At 48.8% G+C, this 14,744-nt stretch carries 18 protein-coding genes; all 18 read left to right on the plus strand.

Translation table 11 applies throughout. The annotated features are described in order from the left end of the window. Positions 1-47: 47 nt before the first annotated feature. A complete protein-coding gene (locus I8U21_RS01570) occupies positions 48-392 on the plus strand; it encodes a histidine triad nucleotide-binding protein (protein ID WP_181730945.1) in 345 nt (114 codons plus the stop codon). 255 nt (positions 393-647) lie between these two features. Continuing rightward, on the plus strand, positions 648-821 hold the full coding sequence (rpsU, locus tag I8U21_RS01575; RefSeq protein ID WP_037994530.1) for a 30S ribosomal protein S21: 174 nt from the start codon (positions 648-650) through the stop codon (positions 819-821). A gap of 14 nt (positions 822-835) precedes the next feature. Next, on the plus strand, positions 836-1,279 hold the full coding sequence (locus I8U21_RS01580) for a GatB/YqeY domain-containing protein (protein ID WP_181730944.1): 444 nt from the start codon (positions 836-838) through the stop codon (positions 1,277-1,279). A gap of 62 nt (positions 1,280-1,341) precedes the next feature. After that, the gene (locus I8U21_RS01585) at positions 1,342-2,001 is read left to right on the plus strand and encodes an NfeD family protein (RefSeq protein ID WP_181730943.1); all 660 of its coding nucleotides are present in this window, start codon (positions 1,342-1,344) and stop codon (positions 1,999-2,001) included. 14 nt (positions 2,002-2,015) lie between these two features. Further along, positions 2,016-3,005 carry a flotillin-like protein FloA gene (gene floA / locus I8U21_RS01590; protein WP_370527000.1) on the plus strand — a complete coding sequence of 330 codons (990 nt, stop codon included), beginning with the start codon at positions 2,016-2,018 and terminating at the stop codon, positions 3,003-3,005. Continuing rightward, positions 3,002-3,184, plus strand: a complete 183-nt coding sequence (locus I8U21_RS01595) for a hypothetical protein (protein WP_181730941.1) — start codon at positions 3,002-3,004, stop codon at positions 3,182-3,184. Before floA ends, I8U21_RS01595 begins: the two co-directional genes overlap by 4 nt. Positions 3,185-3,316: 132 nt before the next feature. Continuing rightward, positions 3,317-3,505, plus strand: coding sequence for an alpha/beta-type small acid-soluble spore protein (locus I8U21_RS01600; protein WP_181730940.1), 189 nt, complete (start codon positions 3,317-3,319; stop codon positions 3,503-3,505). 132 nt (positions 3,506-3,637) lie between these two features. Beyond that, the gene (locus I8U21_RS01605) at positions 3,638-3,895 is read left to right on the plus strand and encodes a YabP/YqfC family sporulation protein (protein ID WP_181730939.1); all 258 of its coding nucleotides are present in this window, start codon (positions 3,638-3,640) and stop codon (positions 3,893-3,895) included. A gap of 14 nt (positions 3,896-3,909) precedes the next feature. Next, complete coding sequence (gene yqfD, locus I8U21_RS01610; RefSeq protein ID WP_181730938.1) at positions 3,910-5,121, plus strand: sporulation protein YqfD; 1,212 nt, start codon at positions 3,910-3,912, stop codon at positions 5,119-5,121. A 4-nt stretch (positions 5,122-5,125) separates the two neighbouring features. Beyond that, positions 5,126-6,112 (plus strand): PhoH family protein, encoded by a 987-nt coding sequence (locus tag I8U21_RS01615; RefSeq protein WP_220214939.1) that lies wholly within the window; start codon positions 5,126-5,128, stop codon positions 6,110-6,112. 13 nt (positions 6,113-6,125) lie between these two features. Next, the gene (locus I8U21_RS01620; protein ID WP_198053090.1) at positions 6,126-8,267 is read left to right on the plus strand and encodes an HD family phosphohydrolase; all 2,142 of its coding nucleotides are present in this window, start codon (positions 6,126-6,128) and stop codon (positions 8,265-8,267) included. Further along, complete coding sequence (ybeY, locus tag I8U21_RS01625) at positions 8,264-8,734, plus strand: rRNA maturation RNase YbeY (protein WP_181730936.1); 471 nt, start codon at positions 8,264-8,266, stop codon at positions 8,732-8,734. The genes I8U21_RS01620 and ybeY overlap by 4 nt, the downstream gene beginning before the upstream one ends. 17 nt (positions 8,735-8,751) lie before the next feature. Further along, positions 8,752-9,441 carry a diacylglycerol kinase gene (locus tag I8U21_RS01630; protein ID WP_181730935.1) on the plus strand — a complete coding sequence of 230 codons (690 nt, stop codon included), beginning with the start codon at positions 8,752-8,754 and terminating at the stop codon, positions 9,439-9,441. A gap of 102 nt (positions 9,442-9,543) precedes the next feature. Further along, the gene (era, locus tag I8U21_RS01635; RefSeq protein ID WP_232337426.1) at positions 9,544-10,449 is read left to right on the plus strand and encodes a GTPase Era; all 906 of its coding nucleotides are present in this window, start codon (positions 9,544-9,546) and stop codon (positions 10,447-10,449) included. An 82-nt stretch (positions 10,450-10,531) separates the two neighbouring features. Continuing rightward, on the plus strand, positions 10,532-10,666 hold the full coding sequence (locus I8U21_RS01640) for a YqzL family protein (RefSeq protein ID WP_181730933.1): 135 nt from the start codon (positions 10,532-10,534) through the stop codon (positions 10,664-10,666). Positions 10,667-10,688: 22 nt separating this feature from the next. After that, entirely contained in the window at positions 10,689-11,435 is a 747-nt protein-coding gene (recO, locus tag I8U21_RS01645; protein WP_181730932.1) for a DNA repair protein RecO, read from the plus strand. A gap of 321 nt (positions 11,436-11,756) precedes the next feature. After that, positions 11,757-12,644, plus strand: coding sequence for a glycine--tRNA ligase subunit alpha (glyQ, locus tag I8U21_RS01650; protein WP_181730931.1), 888 nt, complete (start codon positions 11,757-11,759; stop codon positions 12,642-12,644). Then, positions 12,641-14,719 carry a glycine--tRNA ligase subunit beta gene (gene glyS, locus I8U21_RS01655; protein ID WP_198053092.1) on the plus strand — a complete coding sequence of 693 codons (2,079 nt, stop codon included), beginning with the start codon at positions 12,641-12,643 and terminating at the stop codon, positions 14,717-14,719. The genes glyQ and glyS overlap by 4 nt, the downstream gene beginning before the upstream one ends. Positions 14,720-14,744 lie beyond the last annotated feature (25 nt).

Here is a 14,744-nt window from a genome sequence, read left to right on the forward strand (position 1 = left end):
ATGGGTGAATACATAGATTGCCCTGAAAAAGTAGGGAGGGAACTTGTATGGCAGATTGCATTTTTTGCCAAATCGTGGAAGGGAAATTGCCTTCCAAAAAAGTGTACGAAGATGAATATGTTTACGCGTTTCATGACATTTCCCCGGCCGCTCCGACGCATATTCTGGTCATTCCGAAAAAACATATTCCGACGATCATGGATTTGGAGGAAGAAGACCAGATGTTGGCGGGGAAAGTGATGGCGGCGATTCAAAAAATCGCCAAAGAGTATCATTTGGATGAAAAAGGATTTCGGATCGTAAACAATGTCGGAAAAGAAGGCGGACAAACCGTCTATCACATTCATTTCCATTTATTGGGCGGACGGACTCTGACCTGGCCTCCGGGTTGATTTTGACAGGAACCATTCTTTTAAGATATAATATAAAATGATTATTTGTGTCTCCAACGGTGGTTCTCGGGCAACTGTCTTGGGAACCTTATTTTGGGCATCGTTGGTTGATTTTTTGAGCAGGTGTTGTTGTGCTGACCCTCCTCTGGGGGAAGGCCGCTCTCTTGTTTTTTTGCTTGAAATGTGTGGGTCTTTTTCCTTTGTTAGGCTGCCGGCCCAAAGCGGTCTAGCTGACCCGTGGAGGGAGGGAATAGCATGGTTGAAACTCGCGTTCGCAAAAACGAATCACTCGATGCCGCTTTGCGTCGTTTCAAGCGTTCTTGCGCCAAAGACGGGATTTTGGCCGAATACAGAAGACGCGAGCGCTATGAAAAGCCGAGTGTAAAACGCAAAAAGAAGTCGGAAGCGGCACGCAGAAAGCGCCGTTAGTGAGGTGGCATTTTTTGAGTTTGACGAATCAGTTGGATCAAGAAATGAAAATGGCACTGAAAAATAAGGATAAACAAAAATTATCCACCATTCGCATGTTAAAATCAGCGATAAAAAAAGAAGAAATCGATAAAAAGCGTCCGTTAAACGATGATGAAATCATCAGTGTCATCATGCGTGAAGTGAAACAACGCAAAGATTCACTGGCTGAATACAAAGCCGCCGGACGCGACGATTTGGCAGAGAAAGAGCAAGCGGAGATTGACATCCTTTCTGCTTATCTGCCGGAACAAATGTCCGAAGAGGAATTGAAAGCCTTGGTGCAACAAGTCATTGAAGAAGTGGGGGCCGGTTCCAAAGCGGACATGGGCAAAGTGATGAGTGCGATCATGCCCAAAGTGAAGGGACGGGCAGAAGGAAGATTGGTCAATCGCCTGGTGCAAGAAGCACTTCAGTAATGATTGCAGCGTGTTTATCCAAACACGCTGTTTTTTGTACCGGAATGGGAGGGCGAGCCGGGATGGAACTATCGGAATTTTTGATGAATCCCGCGGTGATGATGATCATCCTCACCATCGGGCTTGTGGGTTTGCTGGTGGAGTTGTTTTCCCCGGGAGTCGGACTTGGCGCATTGATCGGTTTGGCGAGTTTTGCCGTTTTTTTCGGGACTTATATTCATGCCGGAACGGCCGGTGCAAGCGAACCTTTGCTTTTTATCGCCGGAATCATTTTGATCTTGTTGGAAATTTTTTTGCCGACACTGGGGATTGTTGGAATGATTGGATTGATTTTGGTGGCGGTTTCCATTTTCAATGCCGTTCCCATTTTGAGCGAGGCCATTTGGATTGTGGCCGGAGCGGTCCTGCTCACGGCGGTGATCGTGTGGATCCTGATCCGTTTTTTGGGATGGGAAGTGAAATGGAACCGTGTGGTGCTCCGGTCGTCCCAATCCAATGAGGAAGGGTATACGTCTTCAAAAGACCGGAACGAATTGCTCGGGCAAGTCGGAATCACTTTGACTCCGTTGCGCCCGTCCGGTTTTGCCAAGTTTGGCGACCGGAAGGAAGATGTTGTCAGTGAAGGAGAAATTATACCAAGCGGAGAAGAAGTAAAAGTTATTCATGTTGAAGGAATGCGTGTGGTTGTGAAGCGTGTGAAGGATTTGGATTCTGACCATTAACAACAAAAAGGAGAATGGGTATGGATTATGGTTCGTTGTTTTCGGTTATATTGATTATCATTGCGATTTCCCTGTTTTTTTCCTTTGTTCCGGTCATGCTGTGGATCACGGCCATGGCCTCGGGGGTTTACATTGGTTTGACGACCCTGATCGGAATGCGGTTGCGCCGGATTATTCCCGCCCGCATTGTCAATCCGTTAATCAAGGCACGTAAAGCCGGATTGAATGTGGATATTTCCCAATTGGAAACGCATTATTTGGCAGGCGGAAATGTGGATCGTGTGGTGGATGCTTTGATTGCGGCGCAACGTGCCAATATCGACCTGGTGTTTGAACGGGCGGCTGCCATTGATTTGGCCGGACGGGACGTGCTGGAAGCCGTGCAGATGAGCGTCAACCCCAAAGTGATTGAAACCCCGGAAGTTTCTGCGGTTTGTAAAGACGGAATCGAAGTCAAGGTGATTGCGCGGGTGACGGTGCGTGCCAACATCGACCGTCTGGTCGGAGGCGCCGGTGAAGAAACCATCATTGCCCGCGTGGGGGAAGGGATTGTCACCACCAACGGATCGGCAGAAAACCACAAAGAAGTTTTGGAAAATCCCGACATGATCTCCAACACCGTTTTAAGCAAAGGTTTGGATGCGGGGACAGCGTTTGAAATCTTGTCCATTGACATTGCGGATGTTGATATCGGAAAGAACATCGGCGCTGCTTTGCAAATTGACCAAGCCGAAGCCGACAAGAAGATTGCCCAGGCGAAAGCCGAAGAACGTCGGGCTATGGCGGTGGCCGCGGAACAGGAGATGAAAGCCCGCGTTCAAGAGATGAAAGCCAAAGTGATCGAAGCGGAGTCCCAGGTTCCGTTGGCTTTGGCCGAAGCGTTGCGTTCCGGAAAAATGGGCTTTATGGATTATTACATGTTGCAAAATATTGAAGCCGACACCAAAATGCGCCGTTCCCTGCGCGGAGATGATCTCAAGGAAAATGGTGGAGATAAAGAATGATCTTTGAAGAAGTGAAGGAGAAGATGGAAGGGAATCAGAGAAAGGAGCGGAAAGATGCCCCGGAGTCGTCGCTTTGGCTGACCCGTTCCGAGCTCCGTCAAGGATTCCTGATGAGTGAAATTTTGGGAGCGCCCCGGGCCTTAAAACCCTTTTCTTGGTTCCGGTATCGCCGTTTTTAAGGTGCATTTCAATCAAGAAGTCCGTTCCTTGCGGGGAACGGGCTTTTCTTTTTTATCCCAACCGAGGAAATAAATCTCTGTCATGGATTCAATCCGTCCACTCATACTAAAAAAACAAAGGAGGTGAAGAAGGTGGCCAATCGTTCCAACCGGTTGCTGGTTCCGGGTGCCCGGCAGGTGTTAAACCAATTCAAAGAAGAAATTGCTTCGGAATTCGGAGTGAAGTTGGGTTCTGACACGGCGGCCCGTGCCAATGGTTCCGTCGGCGGTGAGATCACAAAACGGCTCATTTCACAAGCGCAAAAACAATTGAATAAATAAACGGGTTGACAAGCATGGGTGATACAAGGTTCCCATGCTTTTTTGGTGGGAGGGATCGAAACATAACGGAGAACATCGAAGCATAAGGATGGTACAAAAGATGGAGCGGGTGGAGAGGAAGGCTGAAAAACCATGCGCAAATGGGCTTCGGATTGGTTGGATTTACCGGTTCATGTGACCAGTGATGCTCCGCGGATTGAGATCATCGGCTCGATGACCATGCAAGTGGAAAATTATCAGGAGATTGAGAAATTTAATGCCGATCAATTGCTGCTGAAGACCAAAACCGGGATCTTGAAGATCGAAGGAAAGCAATTAAAAATCAAAGCCATTCAGCCTGAAGTGGTATGGGTTGAAGGAAAAATTATGGGCTTTCAATTTCAGGAATAAGAGGAGGACCCGGCGTGTCATCCAACATCTTACCATCCAATTTCAAAGGAAAAATCGAATGTATTTGCGAAGGGGAACATTTGACTTCTTTAATCAACCAGGCGGTTCAGCAAGGGATGGAACTGGAAAACATCGAATGGCTGGACGGGCACCGCCTCCGGTTAGAAGTGCCACTGTCGGAGTTTCTCGCTTTCTACCGGTTTGCGCGTAAATCGGGCAGCCGGGTGAGGATTGTGAAAAAAGAAGGGCTTCCTTTTTTCTTAAAGCGATTGAAAAGGAGGAAGTTCTTCGTTGCGGGTGCTGTTTTGTTTTTTGTCTTGATTCTTTTCTTCACCTCGCTGGTCTGGAATGTGAAAGTGGAAGGAACGGAGAAAATCCCCGTGCAACACGTACAAGCTTTATTAAAAAAAGAGGGCGTGTATCCCGGCCAATGGAAGATGCGTTTGCCGGACCGGGAAGAAGTCCAATACCGTTTGCTGTCCCAATTGCCGCAGGCTTCCTGGGTCGGTGTCCGCATTGAAGGGACACGGGTGGTGGTGACCGTGGTGGAAAAAAAAGAGAAGGATCCGGCCGGCGAACCAAACCGCGATGCCGGCCCCGTGCATTTGGTCGCCACCAAAAACGCCCTGATTTACGATCTGAAAGTGGAACGGGGCAATCCGTTGGTCGAGGTGAACGATGTCGTCAAAGAAGGCCAAATTTTGGTATCGGGAATCTACGGGGATTTAAATAATTCAAAATCGAAAAAAATAGTGGGTGCAAAGGGAAAAGTATGGGGAGAGGTCTGGTATGAGTCCAGCGTCGAGATCCCGCTGGAACGAAAAAGAAAAGTATATACGGGACACCGCGAAAAACATGTTTATCCTTATCTGTTTTCCCATGTGGTGAAAAATCCTTTTCACAGGAAACCGCCGTATTCATCCACTGAGGTGATGGATCATTTTCACTTCCTGAAGTTGGGCCGGTGGGAACTTCCCGTGGGCTGGGTGGAACAAGAAGAGCTGGAAATGGAATGGATGAAAGAACGGTTGTCCGTTGATGAAGCCGTTCAGGAAGGGCTGGTTCACGCCAAGGAGGATTTACTTAAAAAAATCGGGCCGGACGGGCGGATTTTGGGGCAAAAAGTTTTGCAGAAGCGCCAAGAGAATGGTAAAGTTTATTTGAAAGTACACTTTGATGTGATTGAAAATATCGCTAAAATCCAACCGATTCTGCAAGGAGAATGAGCCATTGCAAAATCCACGTGAAGAGAACAAAACCGTAAAAATTCATTTGCGCAGCGGGGCAGAAGCCTTGAGTCTTTTTGGGCCCCATGATGCTTATTTGAAACAGATTGAAAGAAACACCAATGCCCGGATTATTTCGCGCGGAGGAGAGGTGTTGATCCAAGGGCAGCCCGGGGATGTTGAAATTTTGGAGGAATTGTTCCGGGTGCTGCTCACCCTCATTCGCCGCGGGATGCAAGTGACCGAAAGGGATGTGGTGTATGCCCACCGTCTGGCGGAGCAGGGGTTGGCCGATGAATTGCTGGAGTTGTACCAGGAAGAAATCGGCGTGACCCAAAAAGGAAAAGCCATCCGGGTCAAAACGTTGGGACAGCGCCATTACGTGACGGCCATTCAAAAATCGGACATTGTCTTTGGTGTGGGCCCGGCCGGAACCGGTAAAACGTTCTTGGCTGTGGTGATGGCCGTGTCGGCACTGAAAGCCCATCGGGTGAAACGGATCGTTTTAACCCGCCCGGCTGTCGAAGCGGGAGAAAATCTGGGATTTTTGCCCGGGGATCTGCAGGAAAAAGTGGATCCTTATTTGCGTCCGCTTTATGACAGCTTGTATACGATGCTGGGCACCGAGCAAATGAATAAAATGATGGAGCGGGGGTTGATTGAAGTCGCCCCGTTGGCTTACATGAGGGGCCGAACCTTGGAGGATTCGTTTGTGATTTTGGATGAAGCGCAAAACACGACCCCTGAACAGATGAAAATGTTTTTGACCCGTTTGGGGTTTGGTTCCAAAATGGTGGTCACGGGAGATGTGACGCAAATTGATTTGCCGAGAGGCAAAAAGTCCGGTTTGAAAGAAGCCGAACGGATTTTGAAATCGATTCCGGAAATCAGCTTTGTTTATTTGGGACAAGCTGATGTTGTCCGCAATACCTTGGTACAGAAAATCATTGATGCTTATGAAGCCGATTCAAAAGAAGAGGAGAACAGATAAGGAGCCGGTTCCAATGAAGAGCAAAGAACCGACCTCTGGTGTGAGCCATTGGTTTCATTTAAAGGATTGGAAAACAAGCTGGCGTGTAAAGATTCTGATGTACGCGATCTTCGGGATCGCGTTCTATTTATTGTTAATCCATCATGTGTTGCCGGACCAATATGATATCACCCTCGGGAAGCCCAGTCCGGCAACGGTGGTGTCCCCTGTTACCAAAGTGGATGAATATGCGACCAATCAGGCAAGGAAAAAAGCGGCTGCATCCGTGGAGCCGGTGTACATCAAAGATGATCACATTACCATGCAGCAAATCGGAAAGATTGATTCCATCTTTGTGATGGCCAAAGAAATTTTGGAAAATCCGGCGGATGCGGATGAAAAGCGGGAGAAATTAAAAAATGATTTTGAAGCCACTTTTTCCTTGGAGTTTTCGGACGGGTTTTACCAAAAACTGCTGAATGTTTCGCTGGACCGACTGCAAGTGATTCGTTTGACCACCCGCCAGATTGTGTCTGAAATCTTACAAGACGGGGTCCGGGAAGACGAACTGAAAAAAATGCAGGAAAAAGTGGATCAAACCTTGTATCTCAGCGTCAACACCCTGAACAATGACGAGCAGGCCCTGGTGAGTGAACTGGCGAAAAAAAGCCTGGTTGTCAATGAATTTTATGACAAGAATCAGACCGAACAGCAAAAGCAGGCAGTGCAGGAAGCGATCAAGCCGATTCCCATCAATAAAGGACAAATCATCGTCGCATACGGAGAAGTGGTGACGGATGACCAGTATCGAAAATTGCAAGAATTGGGCCTGCTGAAAAAAGACACCCAATTGCAGACACATCTGGGAATCCTTTTGTTTGTCTTTACCATCATGGGTCTTTTGTATTATTACATTTACCGTTTTGATCCGGATAATCACCACAATAACCGGAACTTGTTGTTGCTGTTTTGCATTTTGCTGCTCACGCTGATCGGGATGAAAGTGGTGTCTTACGGACAAAATCTCGAATGGAGCAAAATCGGGTATCTGGTTCCGGTCGGATTGGGATCCATGTTGATCACTTTGCTGCTCAACATACGCTTGTCTTTGATCTGCACGGTCTTTTTGTCGATCTTCTGCAGTGTGTTGTTTAACGGGGATAATCATTTGCTGTTTGATTTCCGATACGGTCTGGTTTCGCTGGTGAGCGGGATGACGGCGGCGTTTGCGCTGGGCGATGTGCGAAAAAGAAGCGCCATTTTGAAAGCAGGGCTGATTTCTTCGCTGGCTTCCGTGATACCGGTGGCGGCCATCTGGTTTATGATGCCGGTGGAGGGAACCTTGAATGAATTGTTGCAGTCGATCGGTTTTGCCATGTTGGGCGGGATCTTTTCGGCTGTTTTGACCATGGGTTTTCTCCCTTATTTGGAAACGCTTTTTGGCATTTTGTCCCCGATGCGTCTCATTGAACTCGGCAATCCCAATCATCCGTTGCTGCGAAAGTTGCTGATTCAAAGTCCGGGGACTTACCATCATTCGGTGATGGTCGGAAACCTGTCGGAAGCGGCGGCCGAAGCAATCGGCGCCAACGGATTGCTGGCGAGGGTGGGGGCTTATTATCATGATGTGGGCAAAACCAAGCGTCCGCAATTTTTTATCGAAAATCAATTGTCCAGGGAAAATCCCCATGACAAAATATCGCCCAATTTAAGCAAAAGCATTATTATTTCCCATGCCAAAGACGGGGTGGAGTTATTAAAGTCCCACAAGATCCCCAAACCGATTCAGGATATCGCCGCCCAACATCACGGAACCACCTTGATCAAGTATTTTTATTATAAAGCCAAAGAACAAATGGAAAATGTGCGTGAAGAAGATTACCGCTACCCCGGGCCCAAGGCCCAATTTAAAGAGGCCGCGATTGTCGGAATCTGCGATTGTGTGGAAGCCGCTGTCCGGTCGCTGTCCAAACCGACTCCGTCCCGCATTGAAAACATGGTCAAAAAGATCATCCGGGACCGGTTGGAAGACGGACAGTTCAATGAATGTGACCTGACCCTGAGGGAGCTTGACCTGATTGAAAAATCGGTTTGCGAAACCTTGCAGGGAATCTTTCATTCGCGCATCGAATATCCGGATGAAACAGGAAATGCCAAAGGAGTCAAGAAAGAATGAGTTTAGTCATTGATTTGCAAGTGGAACTTCCTTTAAACGAAGCCGAACAAGAGTCGCTTTCGGTGATATTCAAAGCGCTCCGGGCCGCCGCCCGGGCAGAAAACCTGCCTCCGGCGGATGTGGCGGTCACGGTGGTGGACAATGAACAGATCCATGCATTGAACAAGGAGTACCGCCAAGTGGACCGTCCCACCGATGTCTTGTCGTTTCCCCTGTGGGAACCGGAAGAGGATTGGGTGATCACGGAAGAAGAAGAAACCGTGCCGCTCGGGGATATTGTGATTTCTTACCCCAAAGCAAAGGAACAGGCGGAAGAATACGGCCATTCCATTGAGCGGGAACTGGGCTTTCTGGCCGTACACGGCTTTTTACATTTGTTGGGATATGATCATGAAACGGCGGAAGAAGAAAAAGAAATGTTCCAAAGACAGGAGGAGATCTTACAGCAAGCAGGGTTGCACCGGTAAAAGGGAGGATGTCTTTCATGAAAGTGACCAAACTGTTACGCAGTTTTGTCTACGCTTTGGAAGGATTAAAATACACGATTGTGACGCAACGGAACATGCGGTTTCATTTTTTGGTGGCATTGGGGGTTCTTTTGTTGAGCCTCACGCTTCCGATGAACAAAGTGGAAGTGCTGGTCTTGTTTGTCGCAATCGTCCTCGTCCTGTTTGCTGAATTGATCAATACGGCCATTGAAGCCGTTGTCGATATGATCACCGGTGAATATCATCCGCTTGCCAAAGTGGCCAAAGATGTCGCAGCCGGTGCGGTGCTTCTTACCGCCGGATTTGCCGTGATCATCGGAATCAGTGTTTTTTATCCGCATCTGGATGCTTTGTTCACCTTGGCCATCAACCATAAGACGATCCCGGCCAATATCAGTCTTGCGGTCATCATTGTATTTGACTTTTTCCTCACGCTTTTTATCAAAGGCTGGCTGCAACGTGTGGATCGCGGAAATTGGGAGCCCAGTATGGTCGCATCCATTGCCGGTTGTGTTTCAGTATTACTGATTGGTGTCATCGGTCACTTTCTGATCACCTTATTGGTCCTTGTGCTTTTTGCCATGTTGATCGGCACCCGCCTCCGTTTCCGTTCTTCGCGGGTACCGGTGCTCTTTGGCGTCTTGCTGGGGATTCTGGTGGCGCTGATTGGCGCGCAGTTCTTGTAAGAACCGGCTGTTTCCGGTGAAAATAGAGAAAGAAAAAGACCATTGCTTGGCAACCATTCTTTTACAAGAAGGGCCAAGCAATTTTTGAAAGGGGAATTTGTCTTGGGAAGTGAATTTCGTTCAGGATTTGTAGCCTTGATCGGGCGCCCGAATGTGGGAAAATCGACATTGATGAATCATGTGATCGGGCAGAAGATCGCCATTATGTCCGACAAACCGCAAACCACCCGCAACAAGATCCGGGGGGTTTACACCGAAGAAAACGGACAAATTGTTTTCCTGGATACACCGGGGATTCACAAACCGCAATCCAAATTGGGGGAAATGCTGGTCAGGGCATCGCACAATGCCTTGGAAGAAGTGGATTTGATCCTGTTTCTGGTGGATGCGTCCGCCGGAAAAGGCCCCGGGGACGAATTTATCATGAACCATTTAAAGGATGTCAAAACGCCGGTTTTTTTGGTGGTCAATAAAATCGACCAAGTGCATCCGGATGATTTGTTGCCACTCATTGACGAATACCGCAAAGATTTTTCGTTTGCGGAAGTGGTGCCGATTTCGGCGCTGAACGGAAATAATACGGGAACGCTGATTCAACAGATTTTTCAATATCTGCCGGAAGGGCCGAAATACTATCCGTCCGACCAGGTGACCGATCATCCGGAACGGTTTATCGTCAGTGAATTAATCCGGGAAAAAGTCCTCGAACTGACCCGGGAAGAAATTCCGCATTCGGTGGCGGTCGTCGTCGAGGAAATGAAGCGGAGACCCGGGAAGGACATCGTGGATGTGTTGGCCACGATTTATGCCGAGCGGCCTTCGCAAAAAGGCATCCTGATCGGCAAAAAAGGAGCCTTGCTGAAAGAAGTCGGCACGCGTGCCCGGGTTGAAATCGAGCGTTTGCTGGGTGTGAAAATTTTCCTTGATTTGTGGGTCAAAGTGAAAAAAGACTGGACCAACGAAGACATCATGTTGCGTCAACTGGGTTACACGGAAGAAGAGATCTGAAAAAATGACAAATTTTCCTTCTTATACTCTCCCGCTCAAAAGGTCATCCTAAAGTTGTAATCAACGGAAAGGGTGATGCTGGTTGCGCAATTTCTTATGGAGTTGCTTTGAAGTGACTGGCAGTATTGATGCATATCTCTTGCTCAAAAGCCTCGAAAACATAAAAGAGAAAGAAGAAAAAGCGCAAAAAGAGCGGGATGAGGAGGAAAGCGGCTGACACGGGAAAGGGCGGTTAACCGGTGTTAAACAAATATGAGGGAATTGTCCTGAAAGCTCGCGATTACGGAGAGAGCCATCAAATTTTAACCGTTTATACGAAAAACCAGGGGAAAGTTTCATTTATGGCCAGAGGCTCCAAGAAAACCAAAAGCCGTTTTGGAGCCGTGACCGAGCCGTTCACCCGGGCTCATTTTGTCAGTTTTGGAAACGGGAACATCGCGACGCTGTCGCAAGCTGATCTCATTTCTTCTCATCACTTGTTGCGTTCCGATCTGTTGTTGACGGCATATGGCGCCTACTGGCTGGAGTTGATCGACAAAACGACGGAAGAAAAAGAAGCGGATCCTTTTTTGTACGATTTGTTGACTTCCTTGTTGGAGCATTTGGAACAAAAAAAGGATCCTGATATCTTAACCTTTATTTTGGAACTCAGCGTGTTGAAAACGGCGGGTTACACTCCGGTGACAGACCGGTGTGTTTCTTGTGGTTCCGGCCGGCACCCTGTCCGTTTCAGTATCCGTCAGGGCGGCTGGTTATGCGAACGTTGTCAGGATCAGGACCAAAACGGGATTTTGGTATCGGTGGCAAGCATCCGGATCTTGCGGATCCTGCAACAAGTCGATCCGCACCGGCTCGGTAAAATCGATGTGAAACCGGAGACCAAAGAGCAGTTGGAAAAAATGATCCGGGGATTTGTTGAAGAGTATTTGCCAGTCCGGCTGAAATCCTTGCAACTGCTGGAGCAGTTCAAAAAAATCTGGACGTGAGTTTTCCGGATTTTTTTATGGATATTGACATTTGAAAGGATTTTTGCTATACCATTATTAAAATTTGAAGATCGGCGCGATGAGAGAAAAGGAGTAGCCAAATCTGTCTGTGTAAGCAGCGAGCCGGGGATGGTGGGAGCCCGGTCCGGGCAATTGGTGAAGGCAGTTCTTAAGCGCTGTATGATAAAAAAGCGGGCCTGGACCAAGTCCGGGTCAAATAGGGTGGAACCGCGGGAAAACCTCTCGTCCCTATGAGAAAACCACGGGTTTTGTCAGGGATGAGAGGTTTTTTAGGTGGAAATTTGACGGAGGTGGAAAGCTGTGAACATGCAGGAGATGATCAAACGATTGCAAGATTACTGGGCTTCGCATGGTTGTATCCTCGCCCAGCCCTACGACACGGAAAAAGGGGCCGGAACATTAAATCCGATGACTTTTTTAAGGGCGTTGGGTCCGGAACCGTGGAACGTGGCGTATGTGGAACCTTCTAGGCGTCCGGCGGATGGCCGTTACGGGGAAAATCCCAACCGCCTTTACCAGCACCATCAATTTCAAGTGCTGTTAAAGCCGGCACCGGACAACATCCAGGAAATTTATTTGAAAAGCTTGGAAGCGTTGGAGATTGACCCGTCCAAGCATGACATCCGTTTTGTGGAAGATAACTGGGAAAACCCGACGTTCGGCGCGGCCGGACTGGGATGGGAAGTATGGCTGGACGGGATGGAAGTGACCCAATTTACATATTTCCAACAAGTGGGCAGTCTGGATGTGGATCCGGTTTCCGTGGAATTGACTTACGGATTGGAACGTTTGGCCTCTTACATTCAGGAAAAGGAAAATGTCTTTGACCTTGAATGGGTGGATGGCGTAAAGTACGGCGATGTGTTTGGCCAGCCGGAATATGAGCATTCCAAATATACCTTTGAAGTCTCCGATAAAGAGTGGCTCTTCCGCCAGTTTGATGACTTTGAGAAAGAAGCGATGAGGGCCTTGGAGGACCAATTGGTTTTCCCGGCATATGACTATGCGCTGAAATGCTCGCATGTCTTCAATCTGCTGGAAGCCCGGGGAGCGATCAGTGTGACGGAGCGGACCGGTTATATCGGACGGGTGCGAAATCTGGCCCGGAAAATTGCCAAAGCTTTCGTCGAGCAAAGGGAGAAATTGGGTTATCCCTTATTAAAACAAGAAGGGGGAAGAAGCAAATGAGCAAGGATTTGCTGCTGGAAATCGGTTGCGAGGAAATTCCGGCCCGGTTTGTGGATGATGCGGCGGCCCGGCTGAAAGACAAGTTGAGCGGCTGGCTGAAAGAAAACCGGGTTCAATACAACCATTGCAAAACCTATGCCACCCCGCGCCGGTTGGCCGTTTGTGTCACAGGCGTTTCAGAGCGGCAGGAAGACGTGTATAAAGAAGTGAGAGGGCCTGCGGAAAAAATCGCCAAGCTGGAGGACGGCACCTGGAGCAAAGCGGCTCAGGGATTTGCCAAAAAACAAGGGGTGAATCCTGATCAACTCGTTCTCAAAGAAGTAAAAGGGGAAAACTACGTCTTTGCCAAAATCCACCAACCCGGAAAACGGACGGCCGAGTTGCTGCTGGAAGGGATTCCGTCTTTAATGAATCAATTCCATTTTCCAAAGACCATGCGCTGGAATTCGCGGGTGCGGTTTATTCGTCCGGTGCGCTGGCTGGTTTGTCTGTTGGGGGACGAAATCATTCCCGTCCGGTGGGCAGGATTGACGGCAGGCAATCAAACCCGGGGGCATCGCTTTTTGGGAAGCGAAGCGGTGATTCCGGAAGCGGGTGCTTATGAAGAAGTGCTGAATCAGCAATTTGTTTTGGCCGACGTGGAGGCGAGAAGAAATGCCATCTTGAACCAGTTGAAAAGGTTGGAGGAAGAAAAGGGCTGGGTGATTCCGACAGAAGAAGGCTTGTTGAAGGAGATTACCCATCTGGTGGAATACCCGACGGTGTTGTACGGGCAATTCGATGAAGAGTTTTTGATTCTGCCGCGTGAAGTGTTGGTCACCACCATGCGGGAACATCAACGTTATTTTCCGGTGGAAGATAAAAACGGACAATTATTGCCTTATTTTGTGACCGTCCGCAACGGGAACGACCAGTATTTGGAAACGGTGGCCAGAGGAAATGAGAAGGTTCTTCGTGCCCGTTTGTCGGATGCCCGCTTCTTCTATGAAGAAGATTTAAAACTTGCGTTGGACGACGCCGTGCAAAAATTGGATCAGATTGTGTATCAGGATGAATTGGGAAGCCTAGGGGACCGGGTGCGCCGGCTCGGAGCCCTTGCCGCACAACTGGCAGACAGGATCAGCCTCTCGGAAAAAGAGCGGTCTCAATTAAAACGGGCGGCACAAATTTGCAAGTTTGATGCCGTGACTCAGATGGTCGGGGAATTTCCCGAACTGGAAGGCATCATGGGGCGCACTTACGCGCTGAATGCCGGAGAGGAAACGGAAGTGGCCGAAACCGTGTATGAGCACCATTTGCCCCGTTTTTCCGGAGATGCCCTCCCGGGCCGGAGAATTGCCGGATTGCTCTCGCTTGCTGACAAAATGGATGCGATTGTGTCCAGTTTTGGAATCGGAATTCAGCCGACGGGATCCCAAGACCCCTACGGCTTGCGCAGAAAAGCGCAGGGGATCATCCAGATTTTGTTGGCCGAAGATTACCACGCGCTTTCTTTAAAACAATTGTGGCAACTTTCCTTGGCGCAGCTGGAAGAAGCCGGTTTGCTCCAAAAGCGTCCCGGTGAACTGGAAAAAGAGCTGCATGAATTCTTTGCGCTCCGCCTGCGTACGGTATTGCAGGAGAAAGAAATCCGGTATGACGTGATCGATGCGGTATTGGCCTCCGATCTTTCCCGGCCCGTGCATGTCGTGGAAAAAGCCCGGGTATTGATGGGGCAAGTCGGACGGGAAGCGTTTAAAGAAGAAGTCGAAGGGTTTACGCGTGTTGCGCGATTGGCAAAAAATGCCGGGGATTCCACGCCGGATCCGTCCCTTTTCCGGGAAGATGCCGAAAAAACGCTTTACCGCCGGTTGGAAGAAGTGAAAGCCGGTTATCAGAAAGCGGAAAAACAACAAGATTTCCGTGCCATGTATGAAGCCCTGGCGCAAATGGCACCGGATATTCACCACTTCTTTGACCGGGTGATGGTGATGGTGGAAGAAGAGGAAATCAAAAGAAACCGTCTCGCCTTGCTGAGTGACATCACCCGGTTGATTCACCGGTTTGCTGATTTTAACCAGATCGTTTTCGCTTAAAAAAGAAACAGCTTCAAAGCTGTTT

The sequence above is a fragment of the Thermoactinomyces sp. CICC 23799 genome, assembly GCF_016055145.1.
GTDB classification, from domain to species: domain Bacteria; phylum Bacillota; class Bacilli; order Thermoactinomycetales; family Thermoactinomycetaceae; genus Thermoactinomyces; species Thermoactinomyces intermedius.